The organism is Glutamicibacter soli, from assembly GCF_052322135.1.
GTDB lineage: Bacteria > Actinomycetota > Actinomycetes > Actinomycetales > Micrococcaceae > Glutamicibacter > Glutamicibacter soli.
Window position 1 is genome coordinate 3,573,004 of record NZ_CM125969.1, and the last position, 13,786, is coordinate 3,586,789.

At 64.7% G+C, this 13,786-nt stretch carries 13 protein-coding genes; 8 read left to right on the top strand and 5 right to left on the bottom strand.

Translation table 11 applies throughout. From position 1 onward, the window contains the following. Nucleotides 1-82 precede the first annotated feature (82 nt). Nucleotides 83-1,531, top strand: a complete 1,449-nt coding sequence (locus ACTX90_RS16890; protein WP_443442506.1) for an MFS transporter — start codon at nucleotides 83-85, stop codon at nucleotides 1,529-1,531. Between the two features lie 153 nt (nucleotides 1,532-1,684). Here ACTX90_RS16890 and ACTX90_RS16895 read toward each other — a convergent pair whose 3' ends face one another. The 3 genes from ACTX90_RS16895 to ACTX90_RS16905 are packed head-to-tail and all read right to left on the bottom strand — an operon-like array spanning nucleotide 1,685 to nucleotide 4,818. Then, nucleotides 1,685-2,836, bottom strand: a complete 1,152-nt coding sequence (locus ACTX90_RS16895) for an acetyl-CoA C-acetyltransferase (protein ID WP_053799081.1) — start codon at nucleotides 2,834-2,836, stop codon at nucleotides 1,685-1,687. 12 nt (nucleotides 2,837-2,848) lie between these two features. Further along, entirely contained in the window at nucleotides 2,849-3,652 is an 804-nt protein-coding gene (locus ACTX90_RS16900) for an SDR family oxidoreductase (protein WP_443442507.1), read from the bottom strand. Continuing rightward, nucleotides 3,649-4,818, bottom strand: coding sequence for an acyl-CoA dehydrogenase family protein (locus ACTX90_RS16905; RefSeq protein WP_443442508.1), 1,170 nt, complete (start codon nucleotides 4,816-4,818; stop codon nucleotides 3,649-3,651). The genes ACTX90_RS16900 and ACTX90_RS16905 overlap by 4 nt, the downstream gene beginning before the upstream one ends. 151 nt (nucleotides 4,819-4,969) lie before the next feature. On the opposite strand from ACTX90_RS16905, the gene ACTX90_RS16910 reads away from it, so the two are divergent. The 5 genes from ACTX90_RS16910 to ACTX90_RS16930 all read left to right on the top strand — a co-directional run bounded on the left by ACTX90_RS16910 (nucleotide 4,970) and on the right by ACTX90_RS16930 (nucleotide 9,763). Beyond that, entirely contained in the window at nucleotides 4,970-5,821 is an 852-nt protein-coding gene (locus ACTX90_RS16910) for an enoyl-CoA hydratase (protein ID WP_047120435.1), read from the top strand. Beyond that, nucleotides 5,822-7,000, top strand: coding sequence for an acyl-CoA dehydrogenase family protein (locus ACTX90_RS16915; RefSeq protein ID WP_113607371.1), 1,179 nt, complete (start codon nucleotides 5,822-5,824; stop codon nucleotides 6,998-7,000). Next, complete coding sequence (locus tag ACTX90_RS16920) at nucleotides 6,997-7,983, top strand: acyl-CoA dehydrogenase family protein (RefSeq protein ID WP_443442509.1); 987 nt, start codon at nucleotides 6,997-6,999, stop codon at nucleotides 7,981-7,983. The genes ACTX90_RS16915 and ACTX90_RS16920 overlap by 4 nt, the downstream gene beginning before the upstream one ends. 8 nt (nucleotides 7,984-7,991) lie before the next feature. Then, entirely contained in the window at nucleotides 7,992-9,107 is a 1,116-nt protein-coding gene (locus tag ACTX90_RS16925) for an acyl-CoA dehydrogenase family protein (protein ID WP_443442510.1), read from the top strand. Between the two features lie 194 nt (nucleotides 9,108-9,301). Further along, a complete protein-coding gene (locus tag ACTX90_RS16930) occupies nucleotides 9,302-9,763 on the top strand; it encodes a DUF3817 domain-containing protein (protein ID WP_443442511.1) in 462 nt (153 codons plus the stop codon). Between the two features lie 260 nt (nucleotides 9,764-10,023). Here ACTX90_RS16930 and ACTX90_RS16935 read toward each other — a convergent pair whose 3' ends face one another. After that, nucleotides 10,024-10,755: a hypothetical protein gene (locus ACTX90_RS16935; protein ID WP_146956022.1), complete on the bottom strand. Its 732-nt coding sequence runs from the start codon at nucleotides 10,753-10,755 to the stop codon at nucleotides 10,024-10,026. 615 nt (nucleotides 10,756-11,370) lie between these two features. Between ACTX90_RS16935 and ACTX90_RS16940 the strand changes: the two genes are divergently transcribed. Together ACTX90_RS16940 and ACTX90_RS16945 are read left to right on the top strand one after the other, a co-directional pair. Then, on the top strand, nucleotides 11,371-12,243 hold the full coding sequence (locus tag ACTX90_RS16940) for a CoA transferase subunit A (RefSeq protein ID WP_047120441.1): 873 nt from the start codon (nucleotides 11,371-11,373) through the stop codon (nucleotides 12,241-12,243). Beyond that, on the top strand, nucleotides 12,236-13,003 hold the full coding sequence (locus ACTX90_RS16945; protein ID WP_443442512.1) for a CoA-transferase subunit beta: 768 nt from the start codon (nucleotides 12,236-12,238) through the stop codon (nucleotides 13,001-13,003). The genes ACTX90_RS16940 and ACTX90_RS16945 overlap by 8 nt, the downstream gene beginning before the upstream one ends. A gap of 55 nt (nucleotides 13,004-13,058) precedes the next feature. On the opposite strand, the gene ACTX90_RS16950 is transcribed toward ACTX90_RS16945, so the two are convergent. After that, complete coding sequence (locus tag ACTX90_RS16950) at nucleotides 13,059-13,601, bottom strand: DUF1016 N-terminal domain-containing protein (protein ID WP_443442513.1); 543 nt, start codon at nucleotides 13,599-13,601, stop codon at nucleotides 13,059-13,061. Nucleotides 13,602-13,786 lie beyond the last annotated feature (185 nt).

Here is a 13,786-nt window from a genome sequence, read left to right on the forward strand (position 1 = left end):
GCCCTTTCAGGCCTTCCATCGTACCCCGGAATGTGTATTATGAATACTGTATGTATCTTACACATCACCCTGAAAGGACCCCTTGACGCATCGCGCCAAAAAATCCGCCACTCCTCCGGGAACCGCCGTCGGCATCCTGGCAACTGCCGGCATCGCTTCTGCACTGACGCAGACGATGGTTGCGCCCCTGATCCCGCAACTGCCCGAGATCTTCAATACCTCCGCCGACAACACCGCCTGGATCGTGACGGCCACGCTGCTCGCCGGAGCGGTGGCCGTCCCGATTTCCGGACGCCTGGGTGACCTCTTCGGCAAGCGCCGGATGATCCTGATCCTCGCTCTGCCTTTGATTCTCGGCGGATTGGTCTGCGCCTTCGCCCCCAACGTCACGATCATGATCATCGGCCGCGCCCTGCAGGGCTTCGGTTCGGGCATGATCCCGCTGGGCATCGCCATGCTGCGCGACCTCGTGCCCAAGGAACAGCTCTCCTCCGCCATCGCCACAGTCAGCGCCACCCTGGGAGCTGGCGGCGCCATCGGGCTGCCGATTTCCGCCGCGGTCATCGAATTCTCCGATTGGCGCGCATTGTTCGTCGGCGGCTCCGTGGTCACCTTGATCGTCGCATTGCTGATCTGGAAGTTCATCCCGGGCATGAAGGCCGGAGCCGCCGGCCAGCGCTTCGACTGGCTCGGCGCCATCGGCCTGTCCACGGGCATCCTGGCGCTGATGCTGGCCATCTCCAAGGGCTCTTTCTGGGGCTGGGCCTCGCCGCTGACCCTGTGCCTCTTCGGCCTGTCGCTGCTGGCGCTGGTCTTCTGGGGCTTCTGGGAGCTGCGGACCACCGACCCCCTGGTTGACCTGCGCACCGCGGTCATCCCCCGCGTATTGCTGACCAACATCGCCTCGATCTTCGTCGGCTTCGGCATGTACGTCAGCATGCTGCTCATGCCGCAGATCCTGCAGCTGCCATCCAGCACCGGATACGGCTTGGGCCAGTCCGTCCTGGCCGCCGGTCTGTGGGTCGCCCCAGCCGGCTTCATGATGCTGATCCTCTCCCCGGTGGGCGGCAAGCTCTCCGACAAGCTGGGCGCCAAGTTCACGCTGATGCTGGGCATCTCTATCCTGGCCGTCGGCTACGTGGTGGGCCTGTGGGGCATGGGAAGCACCTGGGGCCTGCTGCTCACCGCGACCCTGGTAAACAGCGGCGTGGCCTTCGCCTACGGAGCCATGCCGTCGATCATCATGAGCTCGGTGCCGCGCAGCGAAACCGCCGCGGCCAACGGCTTCAACACGCTGATGCGTTCGCTGGGCACCACCGCCAGCGCCGCGGTCATCGGCCTGGTGCTGGCCCAGATGTCCACCGACTTCCATGGCGCCATGATCCCGACCGAGCAGGGTTTCCGCACGGCACTGCTGCTCGGCGCCGGGTTCTCCGTGGCCGCCGTGATCCTGGCCGGCTTCATTCCGAAGAACCCGCCGCATGGCGAGCTGGAGCCTGTCGACGTTCCGTTGTCGGCCAACGCGAAGTAGTTCCCCGGGCAGTGCCGATGCCCTGCATAGGGCAGGCACAGTTCCGGGCCCTACAGTTATAGGTACCTCATAAAGGTGCGAGTGATGATCGAAAAGATCCCCGCCGGGTTTACCCGGCGGGGATCTTTGGTTAATGGGCTTGCGGGCCGAAGGCTAGAGCCGCTCGATGATCGTGACGTTGGCCTGGCCGCCGCCCTCGCACATCGTCTGCAGGCCGTAGCGGCCGCCGGTGCGTTCCAGCTCATTGAGCAGCGTGGTCATCAGCCGGGTGCCGGTGGCGCCGATCGGGTGGCCCAGGGCGATGCCGCCGCCGTTGACGTTGACCTTCTCGCGGTCGATGCCCAGCTCGTCCATCCAGGCCAGCACGACCGGGGCGAAGGCCTCGTTGCATTCGAACAGGTCGATCTCGTCCACGCTCATGCCTGCGCGCTCCAGCGCATACTTCGTTGCGCGGATCGGGCCGGTGAGCATCCACACCGGGTCGTCGGCGCGCACCGACATGTGGTGGATGCGGGCACGCGGGGTCAGCCCGTGCTCTTCCACCGCCTTCTTGGAGGCGATCAGCACGGCGCTGGCGCCGTCGCAGATCTGCGAGGCCACCGCGGCGGTCAGCCGGCCGTCCTCGGTGAGCGTGTTCAGCGTCGCCATCTTCTCCAGCGTGGTGCCGCGGCGGATGGTCTCGTCCTGCTCCAGGCCGTTCAGCGGAACAACCTGCGAGTCGAAGCGGCCCTCGTCCACGGCGGCGGCTGCGCGCTCATGGCTTTCCAGCGCGAACTGCTCCATGCGCTCGCGGGTGATGTCCCACTTCTCGGCGATCATCTCCGCCCCGCGGAACTGCGAGACCTCCTGGTCGCCGTAGCGGGCGACCCAGCCAGGGGACTCGGCGAAGGGCGTGGTGAATCCGAACTCGGCGCCGGCGATCATGGCCGCAGAGATCGGGATCTTGGACATGTTCTGCACACCGCCGGCGATGATCAAATCTGCGGTGCCGGACATGACGCCCTGCGCCGCGAAGTGCACCGCCTGCTGGCTGGAACCGCACTGGCGGTCGATGGTCACGCCCGGCACATGGTCCGGCAGCCCGGCCACCAGCCATGCGGTGCGGGCGATGTCGCCGGCCTGGGAGCCCAGGGTGTCGGTGCATCCGAAGATCACGTCGTCCACCGCGCCGGGGTCGATGCCGGTGCGCTCGACCAGCGCCGAGATCACGTGGGCGCCCAGGTCGGCCGAGTGGATTTCGGCCAGCGAACCGCCGCGGCGGCCCACCGGGGTGCGCACGGCGTCAATAATGTAAGCCTCAGTCATCTGTTCTCTCCTTTAGGCCTGCTGGCTGCTGACGGGGACCACTTCACCGGTCATGTACGAGGAATAGTCGCTGGCCAGGAAGACCATGACGTTGGCGATTTCCCAGGGCTCGGCGGCGCGGCCGAAGGCCTCGCGGGAGGTCAGCTCTTCCAGCAGCTCGTCCGAGGTGACCTTGGCCAGGAACGGGTGCATGGCCAGCGACGGGGCGACCGCGTTGATGCGGATGCCGTGCGGAGCCACGTCCATGGCTGCCGAGCGAGTCAGCGCCATGACGCCTGCCTTCGCGGCGGCGTAGTGGGCCTGCCCTTCCTGGGCGCGCCAGCCGATCACCGAGGCGTTGTTGATGATGACGCCCTTGGTACCGTTCTTCACCATGCGCTGGCTGGCGGCGCGCACGGAGCGGAAGGTGCCGGTGAGGGTCACGTTCACGACCTTCTCCCACTGCTCGTCCTCCATGTCCAGGATGGAGGCGGTGCCGCCCAGCCCGGCGTTGTTGATCATGACGTCCACGCCGCCGGCTTCCTCGGCGACGTCCAGCAGCGCCTGGATCTGCTCCTCGTTGGTCACGTCGCAGACGGCGAAGCGCACGCGCTCGGCGCCGAATTCCGCGCCCAGTTCACTGGCGGAAGCCTCGAGCCGGCCGGCGTGGGTATCGCCCAGCACCACCAGGTCCGCACCTTCCTCCAGGCAGCGGCGTGCCGCCGCGGCCCCAATGCCGGCTCCGGCTGCGGCGGTCACGACAACGCGTCGTCCGGCGAGCAGACCATGGGCGGGAACGTATTCTGGCGCCGGCTGTGCGACGCGCTGGATGGTCATACTCGTGCCTCCTTGGGCAGGCCGAGCACGCGCTCGGCGATTACGTTGCGTTGGATTTCGTCCGATCCCCCGTAGAGGGTATCGGCGCGGCTGAAGAGATACAGGGCCTGCAGCTCGTCGAGCTCATACGGCGCCTGCGCGACGGTCAGCCCGCCAGCGCCGGCTACGGCCATGGCCAGCTCGCCCAGCGAGCGGTGCCATGGAGCCCACAGCAGCTTGGTGATCGAGGCCTCGATACCCTGCTCGCCGCTGAGCGTGCGCAGCCCGTGCATGCGAAGCATATCCAGCCCCATCTGGGACTTGACGATCTGGTCTTGGATAATGGGATCCTCGATCGCTCCGTTGGTGCGCGCCAGGTCGATGATCAGCTGCAGCTCGCGCTGGAAGGCGATCTGCTGGGCGAGCGTGGAGACGCCGCGTTCGAAGCCCAGGGTGCCCATGGCCACCGACCAGCCCGCGCCGGGCTCGCCCACCACCAGGTCCTCATCGGTGGTGGCGCCGTCGAAGAAGACCTCGTTGAACTCCGAGGTTCCGGTCAGCTGCAGGATCGGGCGGATCTCCACGCCGGGCTGGTCCATCGGAACCAGCAGGTAGGACAGGCCGCGATGCTTCACGGATCCCGGCTCGGTGCGGGCGATGACGAAGCACCAGTCAGCGGTGTGCGCCAGCGAGGTCCACACCTTCTGGCCGTCGACAACCCACTTTCCGTCTTCCAGCCGGGCCTTGGTCTTCACCCCGGCCAGGTCGGAGCCTGTTCCCGGCTCCGAGTAGCCTTGGCACCACAGTTCCTCGACCGCGATGATCTTGGGCAGGAACCGGGCCTGCTGCTCGGGAGTGCCGAAGGCGATCAGGGTCGGGCCCAGCAGTTCCTCGCCCAGGTGGTTCACGCGAGCCGGCGCATTGGCCCGGGCGTACTCCTCGTGGAAGATGACCTGCTGCTGCAGGCTCAGCCCGCGGCCGCCGTGCTCCTTGGGCCAGCTGACGCAGCTCCAGCCGTGGGCGGCCATGTGCTGGTTCCACTCCAGGCGTTCCTCGAAGGCTTCGTGCTCGCGCCCCGAGCCGCCCAGTCCGCGCAGTGCGGCGAACTTGCCGACGAGGTTTGCTTCAAGCCAAGCCCGGAATTCCTGACGAAACGCGTCATCTTCCGCCGAATAATTCAGATCCACGACATCTCCCTCACTCTCGATATCCATTGGTCTCTCGGTTGATCTTCGCTTATGCTAGCAAACCAAGCACTTGTTTGGTTACTGTAGTCCCAAGCAAGTTTTCACGGCTGGGTTCCCAGCCGAAATGCGACACAGGATAAGGAGGCCCGCGATGACTCTGAACGACAGTGACGGCGTCGTAACCTACGAAGTGCGCGGCACCACGGCGATCATTCGACTGAACCGCCCCGAGTACCGCAACGCACAGAACTCGAAAATGACCTATGCCCTGGACGCCGCGTTCACCCGCGCCGTCGAGGACGACGCGGTCAAGGCCATCGTGCTGGCGGGCAACGGCAAGCACTTCAGCGCAGGCCACGACATCGGCACCCCGGAGCGCGACGCCGACCAGAGCTTCGAGCGCAAGGCAGTGGTCTGGTGGGACCACGTCGGCGCCGAGGGCGTCGACTCCCGCTTCGCCCGCGAATCCGAGGTCTACCTGGGCATGTGCCGCCGCTGGCGCGAACTGCCCAAGCCCGTCATCGCCATGGTCCACGGCGCCTGCATCGCTGGCGGCCTGATGCTGGCCTGGTCTTGCGACTTCATCGTGGCCAGCGAAGACGCATTCTTCTCGGACCCGGTGGTCCGCATGGGTATTCCCGGCGTGGAATACTTCGCCCACCCGTGGGTCACCAACCCCCGCGCGGCCAAGGAAATGCTGTTCACCGGCGACCGCTTCACGGCCCGCCGCGCCTACGAGCTGGGCATGGTCAACCACGTCGTTGACCGCGAACTGCTCGAGGAGCACACGCTGAATTTGGCCGAGCGCATCGGCGCCATGCCCCGCCTCGGCCTGGCCCTGGCCAAGAAGGCGGTCAACCAATCCGAGGACCTGCAGGGCCTGCGCGCCGGCATGGACTCGGTCTTCGGGCTGCACCACGCAGCCCACGCACACAACGCAGAGGTCGGCAAGGATTCCCTGGCCGGCATGGGAGCCAAGAACATGGCGGAGGCGGCAAAATAAATGGATCTTGACCTGACAGAAGAGCAGCTCGCGTTCGCTGCCGAAGCACGCGCTTGGCTGGCCGAAAACGTGCCGGCCACCCCGCTGCCCTCCATGGACACCGAGGAGGGCTTCGCCGCCCACCGTCAGTGGGAAGCCAAGCTGGCCGAAGGACGCTGGTCCGTCGTCTCCTGGCCGGAGGAATACGGGGGCCGCGGCGCCGGGCTGATCGAGTGGGTGCTCTTCGAGGAGGAGTACTACCGCGCCGGAGCCCCGACCCGCGTGGCGCAGAACGGCATCTCGCTGCTGGCCCCGATCCTGTTCGGGCACGGCACCGAGGCGCAGCATGAGCGCTTTTTGCGCGACATGACCGACGGCACCCTGATCTGGGCCCAGGCCTGGTCCGAGCCGGGCGCCGGCAGCGACCTGGCCTCCATCCGCAGCACCGCCAAGCGCGATGACGAGCGCGGCGGCTGGATCCTGAACGGCCAGAAGACCTGGAGCTCGCGCGCCCCGTGGGCCGACCGCGGCTTCGGCCTGTTCCGCTCGGATCCCGAGGCGCAGCGCCACCGCGGCCTGACCTACTTCCTGTTCCCGCTGGATGCGCCGGGCCTGACGGTCCGCCCGATCACCCAGCTGGATGGCACCACCGGGTTCGCGGAGCTGTTCTTCGACGACGTGTTCGTCGCGGACGAGGACGTGCTCGGCGCCCCGGGCGACGGCTGGCGCGTGGCCATGAGCACCGCCGGCAACGAGCGCGGCCTGTCGCTGCGCTCCCCCGGCCGCTTCTGCGCCGCCACCGACCGGCTGATCGACTTGTGGCAGCGCAACCAGGAGCAGGATCCATTCGCCCAGGATGCGGTGGTGGATGCCTGGATCAAGTCCGAGGCCTACCGCCTGTACACCTGGGGCACCGTCAGCACGCTGCAGGAAGGCGGCGACATCGGCGCCGAGGGCAGCGTGAACAAGGTCTTCTGGTCCGAACTGGACATCGCGATCCACCAGACCGGTCTGGATCTGCTCGGCCCGGCCGCGGAACTGCGCTCTGCCTCCGCGGAGGCCGGCGGACGCTGGGTGGATGACTACATCTTCGCCCTGGGCGGCCCGATCTACGCGGGCACCAACGAAATCCAGCGCAACATCATTGCAGAACGCATACTTGGCCTGCCACGCGGCGGCGACGGACGGAAGGCGTCATGAAATTCGTAATCAGTGAGGAACAGCGGGCGCTGGCCGAGGCCATCGACCAGGTCATCGAATCCGTGGGCGGCACCGCCGTGGCCCGCGCGGCCTCGGAAGGCGATGCGGCTCCGGCCCGCGCACTGTGGGAGCAGCTTGCCGAGCTCGGCCTGCTGGGCCTGTGCATCGACGAGGCCGACGGCGGCATGGGCGGCACCCCGGTGGACCTGATCGTCGCCTTCGAGCGTCTGGGCTACCACGCAGCCCCGGGCCCCTACCTGGAATCCGCGGCGCTGCTGCCGGATCTGGTGGATCCAGCGCTGCGCGAATCCCTGGCCGACGGCTCGGTGATCGCCACCGCCGCGATCCCTGACTTCGTGCCCTACGCGCTGGATGCGCAGCTGTGCTCGCAGCAGTTCATCGTCACCGAGGATTCGATCACCCCTGCCGAGGCAGGGGAAGGCCAGGAGTCCATCGACGCGGCCCGCACCCTGCATGAGCTGGTCCCTGCCGGACCGGCCGCCGCGCTGGATCCGCAGGCCGTGGCGCTGGCCATCGACCGCGCCACTCTGGGCAGCGCCGCCATGCTGCTCGGCGCCGGCGAACGCCTGCTGGAAGAGGCAGTGGCCTATGCCAAGCTGCGCGAGCAGTTCGGCCGCGTCATTGGCGAATACCAGGGGCTGAAGCACCAGCTGGCCAACGTCCGCGTGGCGCTGACCTTCGCCCGCCCGCTGCTCAAGGGCGCGGCCTTGGATCTGGGCACCCCGGCCGGCGAACGCAGCGTGTCCGCCGCCAAGGTCGCCGCCTCGGACGCCGCCATCCTGGCCGCCCGCACCGCACTGCAGGTGCACGGCGCCATCGGCTACACCCAGGAGCACGACCTGAGCCTGTGGCTCACCCGGGTGCACGCGCTGGCTTCGGCCTGGGGCACCGGCCGCTACCACCGTTCACGCATCGCCGCGTCGATCCTGGCTCCCGCCGCGATCCTGTCGCCTGCCAGCTAGAGGACATCATGGACTTCTCATTAACCGACGAACAAAACGAACTGGCCAAGACCCTGCACGCGGTACTGGCCCGCCATGCCGACCCGCTGGCAGTGCGCAGCGCGGCCGAATCCGAGCGCGGCTACGACCCGCAGCTGTGGCAGGTGCTCGCCCAGGAAATCGGCGTCGCCTCCCTGGCAATCCCGGAGGAATTCGGCGGGGCAGGCTGCGGCTGGCTGGAGACCGGACTGGTCCTGGAGACCCTCGGCTACCACCTGGCTCCGTCCCCGCTGCTCTCCTCGGCCGTGCTGGCCACCGCGGCCATCCTCGAATCCGGGAACACCGAGGCCTGCGAGCGACTGCTGCCGGGCATCGCCGAAGGCGAAACCCTGGCCACGCTCGCCTGGGCGGACTCCAAGGGCCGCTGGGATCCCGCATCCAACGACCTTGCCGCCGCCCCGCAGGGCGAGGACTGGGTGCTGAACGGCGAGGCAACCCTGGTGATCGACGGATTGGGCGCCAACCTGATGCTGGCCGTGGCCCAGACCGAGAACGGACCGGGCATCTTCGAGATCCTGGATCCGGAAGCGATCGGGCGGATCTCCACCCCTGCGGTGGACACCACCCTGCGTTTCGCCACCTACACCCTGGACCAGGTGCCGGCCCGCGCACTGGCCCTGGACGCCGAAGCCGCCCTGGCCAAGGTCCGCGACATCGCCCTGGTGTCGCTGGCCTGCTGGCAGGCGGGCACCGCCCGGCGCGGACTGGACATGACGGTTGAATACTCCAAGCAGCGCGAGCAGTTCGGACGCGCCATCGGATCCTTCCAGGCGCTCAAGCACCGCATGGCCGACATGCTGGTGCAGGTGGAGACCGCGCGCACCGCGGCCTGGGCCGCCGCATGGTCCGCCGGCACCGGAGCCGACGACCTGCCGCAGCGTGCGGCATCCGCCGCGGCCTGGTGCTCGGACGCGCTGGACCACATCGCCGCGGAGTGCGTGCAGCTGCATGGCGGCATCGCCATCACCTGGGAGCACGATGCCCAGCTGGTCTTCAAGCGCGCCCATGCCACCAGCCAGCTCTTCGGGCAAGCCCGGACGCACCGCCAGCGTCTCGGCGAACTGCTGGGCCTGACCGCGGCCTAACCGCATCGGCCTCGCAGCAGCCATCCCGTCCGCCGCAGATTCTCGGCGGACGGGATGGCGTCTTTTTTTGCCTCATGCCGGAGCCATAGCCGGCCCATCGTTCAAATTGTGCACACAGGAGCACCCGTTAGACTTTGGTGGGTTCTAAACGGAGAACCGACTTATTCGCAATCCCGAGGGACAGAAATCAAGTTATGTCACCACGCACCCTATTCCGCATCGTTGCCCGGGCCGAGGCTGTCACCTGGACGCTTCTGATCATCGCCATGCTGTTGAAGTACGTCGTGAAGGTGGGCGACTGGCCGGTTTCCATTGCCGGATTCATGCACGGTTTCGTGTTCCTGTCCTACGTTGCCACCGGCGTGCTCGTCGGCATCAACCAGCGCTGGACCAAGCGCTCCATCGTGCTTGCCGCAGCCACCTCGATCGTCCCTTACCTGACGATTCCCTATGAACGCCGCTTGGAGAAGCAGGGACGCCTGGAAGGCGAATGGCGCACCACCAAGAGCGATCACCCGGACGATGACAAGTGGATTGACACCCTGTTCCGCTGGATGGTCGGCCGCCCAATCCTGACCGCGGTGATCGCAGTCGTGAGCGTCGCACTGATCTTCACCGTCATGCTGATCCTGGGCCCTCCAGAAGGCCGCGCCTAGCCCCGGCTTTCCCCGGCAACAGCGCCTCTAACTACGACAAAGCCCCGTCATTTGGCGGGGCTTTTCGTTATGCAGTTCTTGGTCCGGGAGGAACGTAATTTGCCAGGGCAATAATCGCGTCGCTTGGCCTCTTACCGTCCAAGGTAGCCAGTTGGTAGGCTGACTTCGCCCCGTCCGTTATGTATCGAAAGCTGTCAGCGGGATACCTTGCAGTCAGTGGCTCATTGTTCTGGCCGAGCACAATGTAATTATCCCCAAGTTTAACCACGCGAGCCTTGGTCGTCAGCTGAATATCCGTATCCGTCGCCTTCTTTTTTGGGCTCATCTGCTACCTCCTCTCCCATGCTCATTCTACGGCCGGACCCATGATTCGGCTGAGAAGTTTTGTTTTTGGCAGTTGACGTTTCTATCGTCGCATCACTTGGATCGGCGTTCTCCAACTGGGCGGCACACGATCTCTTACCCTCTTTCTCCTTAGCTTCTAATTCTTCGAGCTCCTTGTCGGTCAGGGAGTCCGGTGCGCTCCCTTCCAAAGCTCTTTGAAGAATTCGATTCAGCATCTCTTTCTCATCCTCCGACACCCGCCATCCGTAGGCTCCAGCTCGCTTGCGCGCTTTCCTTGCCTTTTTCACCGGGGCACCGTCCTCGGCGTTTTTGAGCCAAGGACCGAGAAGCGTCTTGATGAGGTCACTCCCCGCAGCCTTCTGCGCGGCAGTCCCGTGAACCAGATCGATTCCGTATTGCGCTCGTTTCCACCACTGATCCGCGTCGTCAACACGGGTCCTGTAGCGAAGTGTTCGATAAGCGAGGAATGATGCCGTGCCTACAGCTACCAAGGTGCCAATGGGTGCGACCGCCGCCAATGCCTGAGCACCGGGGTGCATCCATTGGAACACCCCGTTTACATAGTCGGCAGGCCTCGTAAAAAACCAAAACAGCCCACACACCGTCAGTGTTCCTGCCACCAGCCAAGCAATTTTTCCTCTGCCCATGCGCAAATCGTAGTTTGTTCTCCGTCATGCCGGCTGCACTCTCCACAGGCAAAACACGCAACCGTCGGCCAGATAATTTCGGCAATTGGCCTACTTCTCGTGGTCAGCCACGCAGCGATGCAATCTACGGAGATGAATACAACGGAGCACCCAAGAGAATGAACCGCAGTGCAGGAAATGAACCCACTCTTGGGCAAAAGCGGATTATGTTCGCAATTCCGGATCCGTCCCGCACAGAATGCCCAGCTCGGGCTCGGCAGAAATCGTCCGGGACATGCCAATACGTTTTCACGGGCGATGACGTGCCAAATCCTTCGATCCAGCCGTTCGGCCTGCAGATCGCTTGGCCGACCCAACCAACGTTGGAATGTCTACTCGGGATTCAAGCACCGCTTGGTACCTTGCTAGCGCTTGCCGCAGCTGGCCAAACTGGGGCAACTACGTTGCGACCGCAGGCTTCACACTGATGCGAACCTCATGAACCATGAATCAAGTCAACATGCATCACGGTTGCTGACCGATGGGACTGCCCTGACTGATTCATTTCATTCATGCTAGCCTTACAACCAAGCGAGCGCTAGGTTTATTATTCGGTGAAGAAATGAGGGAAACCCAATGCCTGACAAGCGATTGGAACTCAGTGACGCGGTAGCGTCCATCAAGTCTGGAATGACCATCGGCATCGGCGGCTGGGGCTCGCGGCGCAAGCCCATGGCCTTCGTCCGCGAACTGTTGCGGACCGACGTCAAGGACCTGACCGTGGTCTCCTTGGGCGGCCCGGACGTCGGATTGCTGGTCGCAGCCGGCAAGGTCAAGAAGCTGATCTACGGCTTCGTCACCCTGGACAGCATCCCGCTGGATCCTCTGTTCACGGCAGCCCGTGAACGCGGCGAGCTGGAGCTGCAGGAATACGATGAGGGCATGTTCGTGACCGGCCTGCGCGCCGGCGCCGCACGTCTGTCCTTCCTGCCAACCCTTGCAGGTCTTGGCTCCGATGTCCTGCCAGCCAACAAGCATCTGAAGACGGTCAAGTCTCCGTATTCGGACGACGAGTACGTTGCGGTTCCGGCCATCCGCATGGATGTCGCGCTGATCCACGTCAACCGTGCCGACGCAGCCGGCAACGTCCAGTTCCTGGGCCCGGACCCGTACTTCGACGACCTCTACGCAATGGCCGCCGACCGCACCTTCGTGAGCACCGAGAAGATCGTTCCGACCGAAAATCTGCTCGATGAAGGTTCGTACCACACGTTGATGCTCAGCCGCATGTACGTCACCGGCGTCGTCGAGACCCCGCGCGGTGCGCACTTCACCACCTGCGAGCCCGACTACGGCCGCGACGAAGTCTTCCAGAAGCACTACGCTGCATCCGCCAAGGACCCGGCGGCGTGGGATGCCTTCACCGCAGAATTCCTGGCAGGCGACGAGGCGGCATTCCATGCAGCCGTCGAGCGCTTCCACGCAGAAAAGGAGAAAGCCAATGTCTAACGACGTCACCATTGCTGAGATCTGCGTTGCAGCCTGCTCGGACATCTACCGCGAGTCCGGTGAGCTGCTCGCCCATGCGGTGGGCATTGTCCCATCCATTGGCGCACGCCTGGCCAAGCTGACCCATTCGCCGGACATCATCCTCAGCGACGGCGAAGCATTCATGATGAGCGAGGCCTCCCCGCTGGGCAAGCCGGCCGCTGCTGGCGGCGTCATCGAGGGCTGGGCCCCGTTCCGCCGCATCTTCGACATCGTGGCCACCGGCCGCCGCCAGAGCATCATGGGCGCCAGCCAGATCGACCAGTACGGCAACCAGAACATCTCGCTGATCGGCGCCTGGGACAAGCCAAAGCGCCAGCTCATCGGCGTGCGCGGCGCTCCTGGCAACACCGCCAACCACCGCGTGGACTACTGGATCGCGCGCCACGGCGCACGCCTGTTCGTCCCTTCAGTGGACATGGTCTCCGGCGTGGGCAACGACCGTGCGAAGGCCGCAGGGCTGAAGCACCACCATCTGGGCGTGATCATCACCAACCTCGCAGTGCTCGGCTACGACGAGAACGGCCGGGTCAAGGTGCTGTCGGTCCACCCGGGCGTGGATCCGCAGGAAGTCACGGACAACACCGGGTTCGCGTTGGATGCCTCCAACGCGCCGGAAACGCGCCTGCCAACCGACGAGGAGCTGCGTCTGATCCGCGAGGTCATCGACCCTCGCGCGCTCCGCAACCGCGAGGTTCCGGTACCGCAGCCAGTTGGCTAACCTATAGAATCGCGAAGCCGGGCCGGGAAGCTGTTTCACAGTTTCCCGGCCCGGCTTATTTAGGGTCCCAACATTCCTTGTCACGAAAAGAGCCGGCCCTTCCCAGCAAGGCACAACTCCTCTTGGACGGGGATGGAAATCTCTGCTTGGTGTGAATTTGATGTTCGAGGGCTGCCGCCGAGCAACCATGCTGAACGGCACGTTGTGCGTTCCATTGCCACAGGTCCTGCTTATCAAGTTCGCTCAAAAGAGCGACATTCTGGCTCCAACTCGATTGTCCAGACGGTGTCTGGACAATTGATTTTTCACCAATCCACGCTGCTGCGAGAGCCCGCATGCGGTATAGGTTCGTTCGTGAAAACCCCTTCATATTCAGAAATTCGTTGCGCAGATCTCGGGTGACCTTGTCGAGCACATTGCTTCCCCACGGAGGATCAGCCTGACGTTCCAGGATGATCTTCCCTATGCTCCAATAGAGTTCAACCAGAGCTATATTAACCGTGCGCTGAGCACGATGTTGCGCATCATGGATCAAGGATTTCAAGGTTGCCAGAGCATCAGTGTATCCATCGGGAAAATCACGTTGAATCAGGGACATGCACCAACCATAAAGGCCGAAAATGCAGTGTGCCGATCATTCCCAACCGCAAGTGGACAATACCGCTGCCAATAATTTTGCGGCATGATTCCAGACAGGTTCCCATAAGTACTCGATTTTAATATGGTGATGACTCTGCAACGTGACGGTGACGCCTCGCCGTTGCCCCGGAACCCTTGGTGAGA

Excerpts from the sequence above, each read along its gene's own strand:
- ACTX90_RS16895 (WP_053799081.1), bottom strand. The coding sequence starts at position 2,836 with ATGACTGAGGCTTACATTATTGACGCCGTGCGCACCCCGGTGGGCCGC.
- ACTX90_RS16900 (WP_443442507.1), bottom strand. The coding sequence starts at position 3,652 with ATGACCATCCAGCGCGTCGCACAGCCGGCGCCAGAATACGTTCCCGCC.
- ACTX90_RS16910 (WP_047120435.1), top strand. The coding sequence starts at position 4,970 with ATGACTCTGAACGACAGTGACGGCGTCGTAACCTACGAAGTGCGCGGC.
- ACTX90_RS16915 (WP_113607371.1), top strand. The coding sequence starts at position 5,822 with ATGGATCTTGACCTGACAGAAGAGCAGCTCGCGTTCGCTGCCGAAGCA.
- ACTX90_RS16920 (WP_443442509.1), top strand. The coding sequence starts at position 6,997 with ATGAAATTCGTAATCAGTGAGGAACAGCGGGCGCTGGCCGAGGCCATC.
- ACTX90_RS16925 (WP_443442510.1), top strand. The coding sequence starts at position 7,992 with ATGGACTTCTCATTAACCGACGAACAAAACGAACTGGCCAAGACCCTG.
- ACTX90_RS16930 (WP_443442511.1), top strand. The coding sequence starts at position 9,302 with ATGTCACCACGCACCCTATTCCGCATCGTTGCCCGGGCCGAGGCTGTC.
- ACTX90_RS16935 (WP_146956022.1), bottom strand. The coding sequence starts at position 10,755 with ATGGGCAGAGGAAAAATTGCTTGGCTGGTGGCAGGAACACTGACGGTG.
- ACTX90_RS16940 (WP_047120441.1), top strand. The coding sequence starts at position 11,371 with ATGCCTGACAAGCGATTGGAACTCAGTGACGCGGTAGCGTCCATCAAG.
- ACTX90_RS16945 (WP_443442512.1), top strand. The coding sequence starts at position 12,236 with ATGTCTAACGACGTCACCATTGCTGAGATCTGCGTTGCAGCCTGCTCG.
- ACTX90_RS16950 (WP_443442513.1), bottom strand. The coding sequence starts at position 13,601 with ATGTCCCTGATTCAACGTGATTTTCCCGATGGATACACTGATGCTCTG.